At 43.1% G+C, this 17,797-nt stretch carries 14 protein-coding genes, 1 tRNA gene and 1 pseudogene; 14 read left to right on the top strand and 2 right to left on the bottom strand.

Annotation, left to right across the window (positions count from 1 at the left end):
• Positions 1-58: 58 nt before the first annotated feature.
• The 8 genes and pseudogenes from mcpA to rhaA all read left to right on the top strand — a co-directional run.
• Positions 59-1,102: pseudogene (mcpA, locus tag MHB62_RS16165) on the top strand (methyl-accepting chemotaxis protein); the annotation flags it as partial.
• Complete coding sequence (locus MHB62_RS16160; RefSeq protein WP_369877620.1) at positions 1,097-2,047, top strand: methyl-accepting chemotaxis protein; 951 nt, start codon at positions 1,097-1,099, stop codon at positions 2,045-2,047. The pseudogene mcpA and the gene MHB62_RS16160, both read left to right, overlap by 6 nt.
• A gap of 113 nt (positions 2,048-2,160) precedes the next feature.
• Positions 2,161-4,149 (top strand): methyl-accepting chemotaxis protein TlpB, encoded by a 1,989-nt coding sequence (gene tlpB / locus MHB62_RS16155; protein WP_019712495.1) that lies wholly within the window; start codon positions 2,161-2,163, stop codon positions 4,147-4,149.
• A 135-nt stretch (positions 4,150-4,284) separates the two neighbouring features.
• Entirely contained in the window at positions 4,285-6,354 is a 2,070-nt protein-coding gene (locus MHB62_RS16150) for a bifunctional aldolase/short-chain dehydrogenase (protein ID WP_019712496.1), read from the top strand.
• Between the two features lie 57 nt (positions 6,355-6,411).
• On the top strand, positions 6,412-7,188 hold the full coding sequence (rhaR, locus tag MHB62_RS16145) for a rhamnose catabolism operon transcriptional regulator RhaR (protein ID WP_009968057.1): 777 nt from the start codon (positions 6,412-6,414) through the stop codon (positions 7,186-7,188).
• 4 nt (positions 7,189-7,192) lie between these two features.
• Positions 7,193-8,650: a rhamnulokinase gene (gene rhaB, locus MHB62_RS16140; RefSeq protein WP_003243094.1), complete on the top strand. Its 1,458-nt coding sequence runs from the start codon at positions 7,193-7,195 to the stop codon at positions 8,648-8,650.
• Between the two features lie 17 nt (positions 8,651-8,667).
• Positions 8,668-8,982 carry an L-rhamnose mutarotase gene (rhaM, locus tag MHB62_RS16135; RefSeq protein ID WP_003243762.1) on the top strand — a complete coding sequence of 105 codons (315 nt, stop codon included), beginning with the start codon at positions 8,668-8,670 and terminating at the stop codon, positions 8,980-8,982.
• Positions 8,983-9,007: 25 nt separating this feature from the next.
• Entirely contained in the window at positions 9,008-10,282 is a 1,275-nt protein-coding gene (gene rhaA / locus MHB62_RS16130) for an L-rhamnose isomerase (RefSeq protein ID WP_032722410.1), read from the top strand.
• A gap of 40 nt (positions 10,283-10,322) precedes the next feature.
• Here rhaA and iolU read toward each other — a convergent pair whose 3' ends face one another.
• Positions 10,323-11,309 carry a scyllo-inositol 2-dehydrogenase gene (gene iolU / locus MHB62_RS16125; protein ID WP_003228926.1) on the bottom strand — a complete coding sequence of 329 codons (987 nt, stop codon included), beginning with the start codon at positions 11,307-11,309 and terminating at the stop codon, positions 10,323-10,325.
• Positions 11,310-11,490: 181 nt separating this feature from the next.
• On the opposite strand from iolU, the gene MHB62_RS16120 reads away from it, so the two are divergent.
• The 3 genes from MHB62_RS16120 to MHB62_RS16110 all read left to right on the top strand — a co-directional run bounded on the left by MHB62_RS16120 (position 11,491) and on the right by MHB62_RS16110 (position 13,759).
• The gene (locus tag MHB62_RS16120) at positions 11,491-12,657 is read left to right on the top strand and encodes an AI-2E family transporter (protein WP_021480467.1); all 1,167 of its coding nucleotides are present in this window, start codon (positions 11,491-11,493) and stop codon (positions 12,655-12,657) included.
• A 92-nt stretch (positions 12,658-12,749) separates the two neighbouring features.
• Complete coding sequence (locus tag MHB62_RS16115; protein ID WP_014477785.1) at positions 12,750-13,580, top strand: undecaprenyl-diphosphate phosphatase; 831 nt, start codon at positions 12,750-12,752, stop codon at positions 13,578-13,580.
• A 106-nt stretch (positions 13,581-13,686) separates the two neighbouring features.
• Positions 13,687-13,759 (top strand) — tRNA-Ala (locus tag MHB62_RS16110).
• 105 nt (positions 13,760-13,864) lie between these two features.
• Here MHB62_RS16110 and cdoA read toward each other — a convergent pair.
• Positions 13,865-14,350 carry a cysteine dioxygenase gene (gene cdoA / locus MHB62_RS16105; RefSeq protein ID WP_021480465.1) on the bottom strand — a complete coding sequence of 162 codons (486 nt, stop codon included), beginning with the start codon at positions 14,348-14,350 and terminating at the stop codon, positions 13,865-13,867.
• 502 nt (positions 14,351-14,852) lie between these two features.
• Between cdoA and MHB62_RS16100 the strand changes: the two genes are divergently transcribed.
• The 3 genes from MHB62_RS16100 to MHB62_RS16090 all read left to right on the top strand — a co-directional run bounded on the left by MHB62_RS16100 (position 14,853) and on the right by MHB62_RS16090 (position 17,769).
• Positions 14,853-16,388 carry an MFS transporter gene (locus MHB62_RS16100; RefSeq protein WP_032722408.1) on the top strand — a complete coding sequence of 512 codons (1,536 nt, stop codon included), beginning with the start codon at positions 14,853-14,855 and terminating at the stop codon, positions 16,386-16,388.
• A 160-nt stretch (positions 16,389-16,548) separates the two neighbouring features.
• Positions 16,549-17,397, top strand: a complete 849-nt coding sequence (lytG, locus tag MHB62_RS16095; protein ID WP_003228938.1) for an exo-glucosaminidase LytG — start codon at positions 16,549-16,551, stop codon at positions 17,395-17,397.
• A 108-nt stretch (positions 17,398-17,505) separates the two neighbouring features.
• Positions 17,506-17,769, top strand: coding sequence for a YiaA/YiaB family inner membrane protein (locus MHB62_RS16090; protein WP_003222348.1), 264 nt, complete (start codon positions 17,506-17,508; stop codon positions 17,767-17,769).
• The last annotated feature ends 28 nt before the right edge of the window (positions 17,770-17,797 follow it).

Raw genomic sequence — 17,797 nt, 5'->3', positions numbered from 1 at the left:
TGTATATATTTACCCATTTCCAGCCGATATGAAGGGTAGCATAAAAAAGGAGAAATGAATGATGAAAAAAATACTCCAACTCATAAAACAAAGATCAATTACACGGAAGCTTCTCGTTTCCTTTCTGTCGATTCTCATCATACCGGTTGTTATATTGGCGATCTTTGCGTATCAATCGGCTAGCAGCTCACTCGACAGACAGATGATGGGGAGCGCATTGGAAAATGTACAGCAATTAAACGAAATCATTAACACCAGCATCGGCGAAAAAGAAAACAGTGCTGATTATTTCAGCGAATGGCTGACAAAAGAGAAATACAATGCAAAAAGCAATGCAAGCATTGCAGAGAAATTCTCACAATATATCAGCCTTAACAAGGATGTAGAATCCATTTATACAAGTGACACAAAAGGGCACTTTACCCGCTATCCGGATCTTCCGATGCCAAGTGGCTATAATCCGGTTGAACGCGACTGGTACAAAAAAGCGGTTGCAAATAAAGGGAAAGTCGTGATCACAGACCCTTATAAAACCGCGTCGACAAATACGATGGTTGTGACAATCGCCCAGCAGACAAAAGATGGTTCAGGCGTTATCGCAATCAACATGACGATTGAAAATCTGCTGAAAACAACCAAAAAAGTCAACATCGGCACACAAGGCTACGCATTTATCATGACGAAGGACAAAAAAGTTGTCGCACACCCTAATGAACAATCAGGAACTGAATTAAAAGGCGACTGGCTCGATAAGATGTTGAGTGCTGATAAAGGCGATTTTCAATACACCATGGATGGCGATAAGAAAAAAATGGCCTTTGACACAAACAAGTTGACGGGATGGAAGATCGGCGGCACCATGTATTTGGATGAAATCCATGAGGCAGCCCAGCCTGTCCTTCACCTTGCTTTAATTGTCTTGGCCGCAGCTATTATCATAGGGATTATCGTCATGACATTGATCATTCGGTCGATTACAACACCGCTGAAACAGCTTGTCGGTTCCTCTAAGCGGATCAGCGAGGGAGATTTGACGGAAACCATTGATATCCGTTCAAAAGATGAATTGGGCGAGCTCGGCAAAAGCTTTAACAATATGGCGTCGTCACTTCGTTCTCTCATACACGCCATCCAGGATTCGGTAGACAATGTTGCCGCTTCCTCTGAGGAGCTGACTGCATCAGCTGCGCAAACGAGCAAGGCAACAGAGCACATTACATTGGCGATTGAACAATTTTCTAACGGCAATGAAAAACAAAACGAAAACATTGAAACGGCAGCAGAGCACATTTATCAAATGAATGACGGGTTGACGAATATGGCTCAAGCTTCTGAAGTGATCACTGATTCATCTGTTCAATCGACAGAAATTGCAAGTGAAGGCGGCAAGCTTGTTCATCAAACCGTCGGCCAAATGAATGTCATTGACAAGTCCGTTAAAGAAGCGGAGCAAGTCGTACGCGGATTGGAAACGAAATCGAAAGATATTACAAACATTTTGCGTGTGATCAACGGCATCGCAGACCAGACGAACCTGCTTGCCTTAAACGCAGCAATTGAAGCAGCGCGCGCAGGCGAGTACGGCCGCGGCTTCTCCGTTGTAGCGGAAGAAGTAAGAAAACTGGCAGTACAGTCAGCAGATTCAGCAAAAGAGATTGAAGGATTAATCATCGAAATTGTGAAGGAAATCAATACATCACTCGGCATGTTCCAATCTGTCAATCAAGAGGTGCAGACAGGACTTGACATCACAGATAAAACAGAAATGAGCTTCAAACGCATTTCTGAAATGACGAACCAAATCGCCGGCGAACTGCAAAATATGAGTGCGACGGTTCAGCAGCTTTCTGCCAGCTCCGAAGAAGTTTCGGGAGCGTCTGAGCACATTGCATCGATTTCAAAAGAAAGCTCAGCGCATATACAAGATATCGCGGCGTCAGCTGAAGAGCAGCTAGCTTCCATGGAAGAAATCAGCTCGTCTGCAGAGACCCTTTCCTCTATGGCGGAAGAGCTTCGGGATATGACCAAACGATTTAAAATTGAATAATAAGCCTTAACACCCAAGCTTGTTGCGCTTGGGTGTTTTTTTTAGTTTTTTTATTAAACCTTTTATCCTAGTTTGACGATATTAGATTTATCTTAAAGGAGGAGTCAACGAGAATGGGAAAATTCATACAATGGATCAAACAGCCATCGATCAGCAAACCGCTAATCGCTGCGTTTCTGGCAGTGCTTATTTTGCCGGTTGGGGTTTTAGCATATTTCAGTTATCAATCAGCTTGGAACGCGTTAGACAGAGAGCTCATAAACAGTGCGAAGGGAAATGTTGAAGAACTAAACAGTACGCTGCAAAATAAATTAGAAGATAAAGTAAAAGCAATAGATTATTATAGTGAGACAGTCGATAAAGACATATTGCTAGGCAAAAACAAAACATTACTGAAAGAGAAATTTAAGCAGTACACGACACTTAACGACGATGTAGGCGCAATCTATGCTGCTTCAGAAGATAAGAAGCTTTATAAATATCCGGATAGCGGTGTTCCGAAAGGTTTTGATCCGACAGGACGTGACTGGTACAAACAGGCGGTTGCGGAAAAAGGACAAGCTGTTTTCTCAGAACCGTATACTGATGAAGCGACAGGAGATATCGTTGTCACAATTTCAAAACAATTAAAAGACGGTTCAGGGGTTATAGCGCTTGATTTAAACCTGGATGAAGTGCTTACTGCATCACAAAGAATCAAAATCGGTAAAGAAGGTTTTGCATTTATTACGACTGGCAACAAAAAATATATCGCCCATCCGACAATTAAGCCGGGGACAACCGGATCCGGCGATTGGACAAACCAAGTATATTCCAAAAAAGAAGGCTCATTTGAATATACATTCGAAGGCAAAGAAAAGAAAATGGCCTTTACGACAAATAAACTGACTGGCTGGAAAATCGCAGGCACATATTTTGTCAGTGAATTGCAAGATGCTTCAAGTCCGGTGCTGAACACTGCGGTTATCATTCTATGCGTGTCAATTGTAATCGGCGGCATACTCATACTCTATATTATTCGTGCCATCACCAAGCCGTTAAAAAAACTTGTCTCAACGTCTGCAAAAATCAGCAGCGGAGATCTCACAGAAGTCATTGACATTCACTCGAAAAACGAGTTTGGCCAGCTTGGCGAAAGCTTTAATGAAATGTCTGCATCATTGCGTTCTGTAATCGGGGTTATTCAAACGTCTGTAGAAAACGTTGCTTCATCTTCTGAGGAGCTGACGGCAAGCGCAGCCCAAACGAGCAAGGCAACTGAGCATATTACACTTGCCATCGAACAGTTCTCAGATGGCAACGAGGCGCAAAGCGAGAAACTGGAAACAAGCTCAAATCATCTTTCTCAAATGAACGAGGGGATTTCAAAAGTGGCTCAGGCCTCTTCAACCATTACGAAATCATCGATTCAGTCCTCTGAGGCAGCGGGCAGCGGAGAAAAGCTGGTGGAGCATACAGTCGGCCAGATGAAAACAATTGACCAATCCGTTCAAAAAGCGGAAGCGGTTGTGAAGGGTCTTGAAACAAAATCGCAAGACATCACAAGCATCTTGAATGTGATTAATGGCATTGCTGATCAAACCAACCTGCTTGCATTAAATGCTGCGATTGAGGCGGCAAGAGCGGGAGAATACGGAAGAGGTTTCTCAGTAGTTGCGGAAGAGGTTAGAAAACTTGCTGTACAGTCAGCAGACTCCGCCAAGGAAATTGAAGGATTAATTCAAGAGATTGTCAGGGAAATCAGTACCTCACTTTCAATGTTCCAATCCGTGAATCATGAAGTGAAAGAAGGCTTGCAGATTACGGATCAAACAGCGGAAAGCTTTAAACAAATCTATGAGATGACAACCCAAATTTCCGGCGAATTGCAAAACTTGAACGCGACGGTTGAACAACTGTCAGCCGGATCACAGGAAGTGTCAAGTGCTGTTGAAGATATTTCTGCAGTGGCGAAAGAAAGCTCAGCAGGCATTCAGGATATCGCAGCTTCGGCGGAAGAACAGCTTGCGTCCATGGAAGAAATCAGCTCTTCAGCGGAAACGTTGGCAAACATGGCGGAAGAACTTCAGGACATTACGAAGAAATTTAAAATTGAATCTTAATAAAACAAGAAAGCGGCATATCTGCTGCTTTCTTTTTTGTTGAAAACAAAAATAAACAAAAACAATTCAAAAACAAACAGAAATCATGTATAATGAAAACGGATACAAATAAAAGGGGATGGAGGAATATCAAATATGGTGAAACATATATGGGATTCAGAGCGAGCTGCACAGCTGCCTAAAGGTGTAGAGGAATTGGTGTACAGGTCCAATCTGATCGGGTCAGACCGCACTGTCTGCAACTGGGGCGGGGGGAATACATCTATGAAAACAACGGAAAAGGATTTTAGAGGCCGTGAAATAGAAGTCATGTGGGTAAAAGGAAGCGGTTCGGATTTGGCAACAATGAAAACGCATAACTTTACCGGTTTGAAATTAGATGATATCCGCCCGCTGATTAAAAGGGACCAAATGCCAAATGAAGAAATGGTAGACTACCTGTCTCATTGTATGATAGACAGCAAACATCCCCGCCCTTCAATTGAAACGCTATTACACGCTTTTCTGCCATACAAACATGTTGACCATACCCATCCAGATGCGATTATCAGCATATGCTGTGCAGATAATGGAAAACAAATCGCTGAAGACATTTACGGAAACCGATTTGTATGGGTGCCATACGTTCGCCCTGGATTTACTTTGTCTAAAATGATCGCTGAAGGCGTAGCAAACAATCCCCACGCCGAGCTTATATTAATGGAGAAACACGGCTTAGTCACTTGGGGAGAGACGTCTGAAACATGTTATCAAAAAACGATATCCATCATTCAAGAAGCCGAGCAGTATGTTAACGATCGTATCAATCAGCATGAGGTATTCGGAGGCAAAAGGTATCAGCCGCTGCCGGAGGATAAAAGAAAACAAATCTTGGCAGGCATCATGCCTGTGATCAGAGGAGCAGTAAGTGAAGAAAAGAAAATGATCCTTTCCTATGATGATCATGACGATGTCTTGGAATTTGTAAACAGTGTCCAAGCGCCAGCACTTTCGCAAATCGGTGCGGCATGCCCGGATCACCTTGTTCACACAAAACGGGTTCCGCTGTACATTGATTGGAATCCGGAAACTCAAGATGTGCACAAGCTTGCAGATCTGATCAAGTCAGGAGTCGAGACCTTTACATCAGAGTATCAGGCTTACTTTACACGAAATCAGCAGGATGGGGATCAAATCTTTGAATCCTCCCCACGGGTGATATTGATTCCGGGAATCGGAATGGTGAATACAGGAAAAAGTTATGCCATGTCTAAAGTAAGCGGGGCTTTATATCGGAGGGCCATCGCCGTGATGAAAGGAGCAACCGCTCTGGGGCAATTTGTTTCTTTACATGAAAATGAGTCCTACCATGTCGAATATTGGCCGCTCGAACTATATAAACTCACGCTGGCCCCGCCGGAAGCAGAATTTTCCCGAAAAGTAGCGCTGATAACTGGAGGAGCCGGCGGAATCGGCAGTGCGGCATGCCGCCGATTTGCAGCTGAGGGAGGGCACGTGATCGTAGCTGATCTGAATATAGAAGGCGCACAGAAAATTGCCGGGGAAATAAACGATGCATACGGAAAAGGACGGGCAATGGCTGTCAAAATGGATGTGACAAAGGAGGAAGACGTACAGTCAGCTTTTGAACGAGCGGCGCTTGCTTACGGCGGCATTGATATCGTCGTCAATAATGCCGGGCTGGCCACATCAAGCCCATTTGACGAAACAAGTCTAAAAGAATGGAATCTTAATATGAATGTTTTAGGAACAGGCTATTTCCTTGTAGCCCGTGAAGCGTTTAAACAGATGAAACATCAAAATAGAGGCGGAAGCATGGTATTTGTCGGATCGAAAAATTCAGTTTATGCGGGAAAAAACGCCTCTGCCTACAGCTCTGTTAAGGCGCTTGAAACCCATTTAGCAAGATGCATTGCTGCAGAAGGTGGAGAATTCGGCATTAGGGTCAACTCTGTTTTGCCTGATGCGGTTCTTCAAGGATCGGCAATCTGGGGTTCAAGCTGGCGGGAGGAACGAGCCGCGGCGTACGGGATTGAACCGGATCAGCTGGAGGAACATTACCGGAAACGGACAGCATTGCTCGTCAATATTTACCCGGAGGATATTGCCGAAGCCATTGCATTCTTCGCTTCTTCCAAAGCCGAAAAAACAACGGGCTGCATGATCACGGTAGACGGCGGCGTCCCTGCTGCTTTTACGCGTTAGAAATATGCTATGATAAAAAATATAAGACGGACTACGATATGAGGAAGGGCGTTACCGATGCTAGTAGCAGAACGGCAGCAAAAAATAGTGGAAATAGTAAATATGCGTTCAAGCATCCGCGTTTCCGAATTAAGTGACATATTTTCAGTCACAGAGGAAACCATTCGGCGTGATCTTGAAAAGCTTGAAAAAGAACATAAACTGAGCCGGAGCCACGGAGGAGCGGTCAGTATTCAGCAGAAGGAATCAGAAATTCATTTTTCTGAACGGGAAATCACGAATGTCATCGAAAAAAAAGCCATCGCTCACGAAGCGGCCAAATATGTAAAAAGCGGAGACCGAATCATTCTCGATGCAAGCACAACCGCTTGGTACATGGCAAAAATACTCCCTGACATTGAGCTCACCGTGATTACAAACTCAATGAAAGCAGCTATTGAACTCAGCAATAAAGAAAACATATCAGTCATTTCAACAGGCGGCATTTTGCTGGAAAAATCATTATCGTTTGCCGGCCCGTTAGCAGAGCGTTCACTTGAGACCTATCATGTCAATAAAACCTTTCTGTCATGTAAGGGATTTGACGTACACAACGGGATGAGTGATTCAAATGAGTGGCAGGCGCTGCTCAAAAAACGGATGATCGAAAGGTCGGACCAGACCATTTTGATGGCCGATTCAAGCAAATGGGGGAACCGCGAGTTTTCACATATTGCCTCGCTGCAAGATGTCAGCCGCCTTATTACGGATTCTGGACTTGATCCGGCATCGGTAAAAGCTCTTGAGGACAAAAAGGTGAAGGTGACAGCTGTTCCTCTTTCGAAGAGAGGGTGAAAGGATGATTTATACTGCCATTGATGTAGGCGCATCAAGCGGGAGAATCATGGTAGGTGAACTGAATGAAGGGAAGCTTGACATACAAGAGATTCACAGGTTCGCTAACGGTTTCAGTCAAAGAGACGGGCATTGCTTATGGGATATTGATCATTTGCTAAAACAAATCCTGCAAGGACTGCAAAAAGTAAAGACGCTTGGGTATGAACACTGCACCGTAGGCATTGATACATGGGCAGTCGATTATGTCTTACTGGACGAAAAAGGCGATCGGTTGCGGGAAGCAATCTCCTACCGTGATAGAAGAACAGATCACACAATAGACAAACTGGAACATACCCTCTCAAAAGCCGCAATTTATCAAAAAACAGGAATACAATTTCAGCCTTTCAACACGATCTATCAATTGTTTGAAGAAGACCGTGAGCTGCTGAAAAAGACAGACAAAATTATGATGATTCCTGATTATTTAGGCTATTGTTTAACCGGAAAAGCTGTAACGGAAATCACAAACGTGTCCACAACACAGCTTTTAAACGTCTCAACGGGAAATCTTGATCCTGAATTGCTTGAAGCCGTGTCTGTTCTGGAACAGCAATTTGCGCCGCTCACTGAACCGGGGTGTGAACTCGGGAAGCTAAGAAATGAGTGGTTCCCGGATTATGATCTCCCGGCGTGCAAGGTGATGACAGTCGCAACACATGATACGGCCTCGGCCGTCATTGCGGCGCCAGGCGTAAATGATGGCTGGGCGTATATCAGCAGCGGAACATGGTCGTTAATCGGGGTTGAAAACAAAACACCGATAATAACTGATCTTGCTTTAGAAAACAACTATACAAATGAACGCGGCGCAAACAACACCATTCGCTTTCTCAAAAACATTATCGGCATGTGGGTGATACAAGAAGTCAAACAGCAGCTACAAGCAGATTATTCTTTTCAGCAGCTTGCAGAAGAAGCCAAAAAAACAGAACCATTCCAGCAATTTATAAACTTAAATGATAAACGTTTCCTGAATCCAGAAAACATGATAAAGGAAATACAACATTATTGCAGACAAACCCGCCAAAAGATTCCCCGTACTGCAGGCGAACTTGCCTGCTGCATCTACAGCAATTTAGCCATCATCTATGCGATAGCCATCAAAGAGCTCGAAACAATCACAGAAAAACCGATCGAGCAATTTCATATCATCGGCGGCGGAGCCCGGAATGATTTCTTAAATCAATTAACGGCAGACATGAGTGGAAAAGCGGTATATGCAGGGCCGATAGAGGCAACTGCCACCGGAAATCTTTTGATGCAAATGATTGCTGCCAAAGAAGTCAAAGACATAAAAGAAGCCCGGCAAGTCGTCAGAAATTCCTTTCCGATCAAAGTGTTTACACCTAAAGACATTGATAGAAGCACGATCATTCAGTCATTTCAGCAAACTGTTTTGAAAGCGCTATCTAAATGATGAAGAGGTGAAAAGGTTTGAAAAGAAAAGCCAGTATCATGTTTGTCCATCAAGACAAGTACGAAGAATACAAACAGCGGCATGATGACATTTGGCCTGAGATGGCAGAAGCACTCAAAGCTCATGGAGCACACCATTATTCCATTTTTCTAGACGAGGAAACAGGCAGGCTTTTTGCATATTTAGAAATAGAGGATGAAGAGAAATGGAGAAAGATGGCGGACACGGAAGTTTGCCAAAGATGGTGGAAATCGATGGCGCCATTAATGAAAACAAATTCGGATTTCAGTCCTGTTGCGATAGATCTAAAGGAAGTTTTTTATTTGGATTGAAAAACTGATAAAGGGAGAGAGCCGTATGACCATAAAAGCCAATTATGACAGTGCAAAACAGGCATATGAAAAATGGGGAATTGATGTTGAAGAGGCGCTTCGGCAATTAGAGCAAGTGCCCATTTCGATCCACTGCTGGCAGGGTGACGACATTGAAGGCTTTGAAGTAAATAAGGGCGAGCTTTCAGGCGGAATTGACGTGACTGGCAATTATCCCGGAAAAGCGCAAACTCCTGAAGAATTAAGAAGAGATTTGGAGAAGGCTCTTTCTCTCATTCCTGGAAAGCACCGCGTAAACCTGCATGCGATATACGCAGAAACAAACAGGGAAGCGGTAGAACGTGACGAATTGAAGCCGCAGCATTTTGAAAACTGGGTGAAATGGGCAAAAAACCTTGGGCTCGGTTTAGATTTTAATCCAACCTTGTTTTCGCATGAGAAAGCGGCTGACGGACTCACCCTTTCACACCCTGATCCGGACATCAGAGAATTTTGGATCAGGCATTGCATCGCTTGCCGCCGTATCGGGGAATACTTCGGGAAAGAATTAGGAACACCTTGCTTGACGAATATTTGGATTCCCGACGGCTATAAGGATATCCCGAGTGATAGACTGACACCGCGTAAAAGACTAAAAGAATCACTGGATCGGATCTTCGCAGAGGAGATCAGTGAACAACACAATCTTGATGCAATCGAGAGCAAGCTGTTCGGGCTTGGCTCCGAATCATATGTTGTCGGATCTCATGAATTTTATTTAGCTTATGCTTTGACGAATCATAAGCTTTGTTTACTTGATACAGGCCATTTCCATCCGACTGAGACGGTATCGAACAAAATCTCGTCCATGCTGCTTTACACAGACAAGCTTGCCTTGCACGTATCTCGGCCTGTTCGTTGGGATAGCGACCATGTAGTGGTTTTGGATGATGAATTGAGAGAAATCGCTCTTGAAATTGTACGAAATCATGCTCTTGAGAAGGTCGCCATCGGTCTGGATTTTTTCGATGCCAGCATTAACCGTGTAGCCGCCTGGACCATCGGAACGAGAAATATGATCAAAGCTTTATTGTATGCCCTGCTTCTCCCGAACGGATATTTAAAACAATTGCAGGAAGAGGGCCGCTATACAGAAAGGCTGGCCCTGATGGAGGAATTCAAAACATATCCTTTCGGAGCCATCTGGGATTCCTACTGTGAGCAAATGGGCGTTCCGGTAAAAGAGGCATGGCTTCATGACATCAAAGAATATGAACAACAGGTGCTTTTAAAAAGGAAGGCATCTTCTCCGATTGCCTAATAAAAAATCCGCCGCGGCATTTGCACGCGGGCGGATTTTTTTAAGCTTGATCAGCAGGGTATACAATCCCCATTTGCTTTCTTGCTTCCTCCATAATTTTTGCGGTGGTCAAAGACCGTTCAAATGTATTTTCTTCAGATTCCAGCTTATTCTCTTTTATAAGTGTGACAAATTCTTCTGCTTCATAGAACATCGCCGGTTTAGGATCAGGGATCGCGATGTTTTCAAGGCGGCCGTCCCGGTAGCGGATTTCAACACGTTCAGGCCGATGAATCGTATCGATTACAATCGTCCCGTCTTCACCCTGGATTTCCGCCGGGGCATAGGAAGTAGAGATTTTAGAATGCATCAGAACAGCTTCGAACCCGTCGTAAGACAGAATGACAGTTCCTTCTCCGTCCACTCCGGAGGATAAAGCATATCCGTTTGCTTTTACATCCTTCGGCGCGCCAAACAACACAACAGCCGGATAAATACAATAGACGCCAATATCCATTAATGACCCATTGGAAAGCTCAGGCTGAAACGCATTCAAAACAGTTCCGCTTCTGAACGCGTCATACCGTGAGGAATACTGGCAGTAGCTTGCGGTAAATCTGCGGACAGTGCCGATTTTATGCAGGTGTTTTTTCAGCTCTTTGAAATTCGGCAGGAAAGTGGTCTTCATTGCTTCCATGAGAACAACGCCGTTTGCCTTAGCTGCTGAGATCATCTCTTCTGTTTCTTTTGTATTCGAAGCAAACGGTTTCTCACAAAGGACATGCTTGCCATGGTTCATAAAGAGAACGGCTTGTTCCTTGTGAAGAGCGTTCGGGCTCGCTATGTATACGGCATCAAAGCAATCGCTCGCCGCCATTTCCTGAAGGTCTGAGAAGGCATGCGCAGCGTTGTGTTTAGCAGCAAACTCGCCAGCGCGTTCAGCCGATCTTGAATAAACAGCAGTCAGCTGAAAATCTTCGATATCCGCTGCTGACTCAAGAAAGCGGTCTGTAATCCAGTTGGTTCCTATTATTGCAAAACGTATCACTCGTATCGCTCCTTTTGTATGATATAGCTAAATTATAGCTTAAAAAGAACAAAATCACATGATAGATATAAATAGAATGTTAAAACCGTGAAAGCTTTTCCAGCAATTAACGGTTTTTATTTTTCATTATAGGGACGATAGTGTACAATTTAATTAAACTATGTATGACGGAGGAACGATAGTGGAGACGTTGCAAACATGGAGCGGCAGATTCAAGCGATTCTTCTTGGATAATAAGTTTGTTTTATTTTTGCTTGTGCTGCTGCTGATTGGTTTAAATATTCTAGTATTTACAAAAACATCATTTATTTTCACCCCGATTATTGTTCTGCTCAAAACGATATCACTTCCGATTATTTTGACAGGCATTGTTTTTTATCTGTTAAACCCAGTCGTCGATTTTCTGGAGAGAAGAAGAATAAGAAGAATCTATTCTATATTGCTGCTATATCTATTGGTTATCGGGCTGATCACGATCACGATCGTGTCGATCATTCCCTTCTTAAAAGAACAAATTATGAGTTTGATTGACAATATCCCAAGATATGTGGACGTCGTAGAAAATCAGACGAAACAGCTGATCGGCAGCAACTTCGTCAACCAGGCCCAGCAAACGATGAACATTAATATATCTGATCTTGCTACAAAGGTTTCGGATCAGGCAGCGACGATCGTGAACAGCACCTTTACCGGTGTTGGGAATTTTATCGGCGCACTGACTGAGATTATCATTTCGATCGTCACGGTTCCGTTTATTCTATTTTATTTGCTAAAAGACGGAAGAAAATTACCGGTCTACATACTGAAGTTTGTGCCGACTCGATTGAAAGAACAGACATATACAGTCTTAAGCGAAATGAATCATCGGTTAAGCTCTTATATCAGAGGCCAGATCATTGTCAGCTTCTGTATCGGGTTTTTGCTGTTTATCGGTTATTTGATTATCGGACTGGATTATGCTTCATTGCTTGCAGTCATTGCGGCTTGCACAAGCATCGTTCCATATTTAGGGCCAACGATTGCCATTACGCCTGCGATTATCATTGCCATAGTGACATCGCCGCTCATGCTGCTTAAGCTGGTGATCGTTTGGACGATTGTTCAGCTGATTGAAGGGAAGCTGATCTCTCCGCAAATTATGGGAAAAAACCTTCACATCCATCCGATTACGATTATTTTTCTGCTGTTAACAGCCGGCAAGCTGTTTGGTGTTGTTGGAATCATTCTTGCCATTCCTGGCTATGCAGTTGCCAAAGTCATTACGACACATTTATTTGACTGGTTTAAAATGCAGTCACATTTATACGATGAAGAAAAAAATGAAAATACGTCGGGTCATAAAGTGTGATTTTCGTTTATAGTTATATAAGACGGGCTTTCCATTTATGGGAAGCTCCCGTTATGTAAAAAAATAAATGTCTAATGGGGAGAATCAAAATCATGACTCTATGGGAATTGTTTGTAGCCGCCATTTTAGGAATCGTAGAAGGATTAACAGAGTACGCGCCGGTTTCTTCGACAGGACATATGATCATAGTAGACGACATCTGGCTTAAATCAAGTAATCTGATGTCAGAAGAAGCTGCTAACTCATTCAAGGTGGTTATTCAGCTAGGCTCCATTTTAGCAGTAGCTATCGTGTTTAAAGACCGAATTTTAAATTTACTCGGCTTGAAAAAAAATATTACAAGCGACCAGGAGCAGGGACATAAATTAAGCATTGCCCAAATCGCCGTCGGACTCGTGCCTGCAGCTGTTCTCGGCTTTTTGTTTGAAGATTACATTGATGAATATTTATTTTCTGTCAAAACTGTGGCCATCGGTTTAATTGCCGGGGCAATCCTGATGCTTTTTGCTGACTGGGTCAATAAGCGGAAAACAGCGACAGACACACTCGACCGCATTTCCTATAAACAGGCGATAGCAGTCGGCTTATTCCAATGTCTTGCCCTTTGGCCGGGTTTCTCACGTTCTGGTTCAACCATATCCGGAGGTGTTATTCTCGGATTAAACCACCGAGCTGCAGCCGACTTTACGTTTATTATGGCGATGCCGATCATGATGGGAGCCAGTTTTCTAAGCCTCGTGAAGCATTGGGACAGCTTAAGCTCGGATCTGATGCCATTTTTCATCGTCGGCTTTATCTGTGCCTTTGTGGTCGCACTGTTTGTCGTCCGTTTCTTCTTAAGGCTGATTAACAAAATCAAACTTGTCCCATTTGCTATCTATCGAATTATTCTCGGTGTGATTTTACTTTTGATCATGATGTAAGTCGAAAATAAGGCTCTTTTCCGAGCCTTATTTTTTCTGTCAATTCAAGAGGAAACAGCTTGTTTTTCAAAATAAAATCATCTATAATAAACATGACGTTACATACGGGGCCATAGCTCAGCTGGGAGAGCGCTACGCTGGCAGCGTAGAGGTCAGGGGTTCGAGCCCCCTTGGCTCCATACCTTTAAACCCTTATTCTATAAGGGTTTTTTTGTTTTGAGGAAAAGGTACATTCTCTGAATCCCCCAGTTGAGCGAAGTCAAAGTGAGCAGCTTATCTGTCAATCAAGAATTTTCTAAAACCTCCTTTTGTTCCTCAAAGACCGTCATGTCTTCCAAAGGAGGGGAGTAGACATGAAGAGACACCATTCGTTCGGATGTGGGATTAGACATTTTGTGAATTAAACCTTTGGTTGAAATAAGGCATTCTCCTTCGTGGACAAAGTATGAATTGGAGAGTTCTGCGTGTTCGCCGGCTGAGCGATAAATAGAATTAAGAAGCTTTCCTTCTAACACCATTGCACAACCAATGGATTGACCATGATCATGTACAGTTGTCTCCTTGTTTGGCGGAATGTTAATCACGATAATTTCCAATTCATTATTTCGATAGATGGCATTTCGGCCGTAAGCGTACTGGTCTGGTTCCTTAATATACGGTTGACTTAATTTTGCTGCGTTTGGAATTTGTTTTAAAGACGTTGCTAAATCTTTAACCGATGGATTTTTCAAGCCGCTAAAAATGTCTTGGATACACTCATACAGTTCCATTCGTTTTTGCCTCCCGGAATATTTAGAATTTCCTTACATTGGTATTTCATAGGTTAATTCATGGTATTTACCCATATACAATTTAGAGGCGGCAAACGCCCAGTGAACACAAAAAAATGTGGGGGCAAAATGTTGTCTTATCACCAACTTATTTGAGTTTATTAGTTGGAATAGTGGATTGAAAGGATTAAAACGGCCTGCTTTAATTTGCTTGAGGGAACGAGCAGGGATTCATAAGTGCAGTTATAGACACAATATCGGGGAAAAGCTTTCAAGCTTTCTATGTTGTGCTTGAAATTTACTCCATTGACAAAACACAATCGATTTGAAATAATATTTGATTATATGCTCATTCATTCACATAATTATAATAAAATAATATCATTTCCCTTGAAAGGGAGAATATTAGAATGAAAGCTAATGGTATGCAAAATCTATTAGCTTCTTTTGTTTTCAAAAAATGATGTGTTTCGCATGTATTCATATAGGAAGGAATGACAACATGAAGACAAAACACTATTGGGTGATTTCTTTGCTCGCCGTCTTAGCGGTCGGGCCGGGATTGATGTCTAACACGGCATTGTCGTCAGTTCAAGGCCTTGTTCAGAAAGCGGTTGGAACAAGTGTCTTCACATCAGTAAATCCGATATTGATCGGCAATATGGCCTTTGCCTTGTTAGTTCCGGCAGGACCGCTGCTGAGGAAAAAATTCGGTGCTCGTCCCGTCTATCTGGCTTCATTACCTGTTTTTATACTAGGCTCACTGCTCATCGCATGTTCAGGCGATATTGCATGGATGGCGGCAGGGCGCTTTTTACAGGGGGCGGCAACAGGCGTCATGCTGATGATTATGATTCCAATGCTTGTACTGTCATTCCCGATTGAACGCAGGAACTATGCACTGCTTGTGCTGATCGGGGGATTCTATGGTTCTGTTATCATCGGCACAATCCTCGGAACCATTGCAACAAGCTGCGGGCATTGGAGATGGCTGTTTTTCATCTTTGGCACCTTGTCCCTGATCGGTGTCGCGGTGAGCTATTTCTTTCTCCATGACGAGCATCACGGAGCGGCGGATCAAGAACAGCCGCTTGATCGTGCGGGAATTCTTTTATCTGTTTTCCTTGCCGCAGCCTCAGCGGTTTCATTCATTTTTCTGCAAAAATGGGGGCTGTCATCGGGTTATGTATGGATTGGTTTCGGGGTGACGTTATGTTTGCTCATTGGTCTATTGATTGTGGAATATAAAGTGAAAAACCCCTTCATATCTATTAAACTGATGCTGCTGCCAAAACCGGTGCTTGGCTTATTGATCATAGCTGCAGGGACGATAACGGTAGCTGTCAGCCTGTCTGCTTTTCAAGGTTTGCTCCGTCAAATGTATGATATTTCTCAGGAGCATCTCATTTTTTTAAACTTGACTCTTTTAATCGGAGTGGCGATCGCGGCCATTTTAAGCGCTCTGTTATATGATAAAGTCGGACCAGGGATGCTCGGTATTATCGGCGGACTCATTCTCGTTTTTGTGAATTTTCAATGGCTGCATATACAGGATCGATCATCTCTTTATATGTTCGCGGCACTGTTTATCATGCTTGCAGCGGGAACAGGCCTGACAGTCGCCGCAGGGCTGATGGGAGCTGCCATGGGAGGCCCGCTGCCTGATTTGGTCAAGAGAATGACAGCTGTTCAGTTTTTAAGATTGTTTGTCTATATGGGAGTTCCCATTCTCATCGGCTTTTTCACGAAAAAAGATGCTGCCAGACAAAGCGGTTCGGTACAGGATTCTATGATGACTGCTTATCATGATCTCTTCTTCATTTCTTTTAACCTTAGCGTGCTGCTCGTCTGCCTGTCATTTTGTATGAATGCCACTGGAATGGGGCACAAGCTGGCACATAAACCACATGATAAAGCGAAAACAGCTCCGGAAAAACCGGCCGTCTCAGCACAAGGTTTGTCGAAGGCAACTGTCAAATCATATAAAGTAATAAATGATACGGAATATCGGAATGCACTCAGAAATTTACAAAAATAGAAACATGGTAAAAACCTTTTCATTGAGCGAAAAGGTTTTTATTTTGCAATCTTTTCCCAACTTTATCCCTAAAGAATTGAAAAATATTAGAAGTGCAAGTAAAATTCTAAAAGGTAGATTCTTTTACATTCGTAATCTTTTAATTCGAAGGAAGGTTTTCATGGCCCGTAAAAAACTTAAAAAACGTAAACTCTTGATTTCACTATTTTTCCTTGTATCGATTCCGCTAGCTCTGTTTGTTTTAGCGACAACTTTATCAAAACCGATTGAAATATCCAAAGAAACTGAAGAAATCGATGAACAGCAAGTATTTATAGACAGTCTGTCCGGACATGCCCAAATTTTGTATGAAAAATACCATGTTCTCCCCAGCATCACAATTGCTCAGGCCATTCTCGAATCGGACTGGGGGAACAGTGAACTGGCTGCTAAGGCCAACAACCTTTTTGGCGTAAAAGGGAATTATAAAGGCCATCATGTCACGATGGAAACGGACGAAGTTGAAAAAGGGAAAAGAAAAACCATTCGCGCGAAGTTTCGAAAATACAGCACGTTTTTTGAATCTATGGATGATCACGCCCAATTGTTCGTCCGTGGCACATCGTGGAATAAAAAGAAGTATAAACCGGTGCTTGAGGCAGGGAATTATAAGGAAGCGGCAACCGCCCTGCAAACATCAGGATATGCTACAGACCCTGACTACGCTGACAAAATCAGCGCTATTGTGGAAAAATACGATTTAGATGAGTACGATGAGGTAAATCCATCCCTCAAATCTGTGGATTTAAACGCCTCTATTAAAGACAGTGCCGTTCAAGACGTATGGTCCAAGCCTTCTACTGATGATCGGTCCATAAGGCTTACCTCTGCCCAATCTTACGTCGGCAAAGACATAAAGGTTGTGTCTAAAAAACAGAAAGGCCAGTCTGTATGGTACCAATTCCAAATCAATGATAAACTTATCGGCTGGATTGATGATTCAGCTGTTGAAATAAAGGAGGCAACCTAAGCCCTTTTTACTGGTATTTTTAATTCTTTGTTCCATTCCGGGGAATTTGAGGTATAATATTCCACGGAAGTTATCACTTTTTAACTATGCTTTCGGGAGGGAACAAAGGTGCAGAAATATAGACGCAGAAACACGGTTGCCTTTACAGTACTAGCTTATTTTACTTTTTTTGCGGGAGTATTTTTGTTTAGTATCGGACTCTATAATGCTGATAATCTGGAACTCAATGAAAAAGGTTATTACATCGCTGTTATGATACTTGTAGCAGTTGGTGCGATTCTTACGCAAAAAGTGACCCGTGATAACGCGGAGGATAACGAAATCATCGCGGAACAGGAAAAAAGACAAAATCAATCTCATATCGAATCATAAAAAATCCGGCGACTGCACGCCGGATTTT

It is taken from the genome of Bacillus sp. FSL K6-0255 (assembly GCF_045040725.1).
In the GTDB taxonomy this organism is placed as follows: domain Bacteria; phylum Bacillota; class Bacilli; order Bacillales; family Bacillaceae; genus Bacillus; species Bacillus subtilis.
This window is presented reverse-complemented; position numbering and strand designations above follow the sequence as displayed.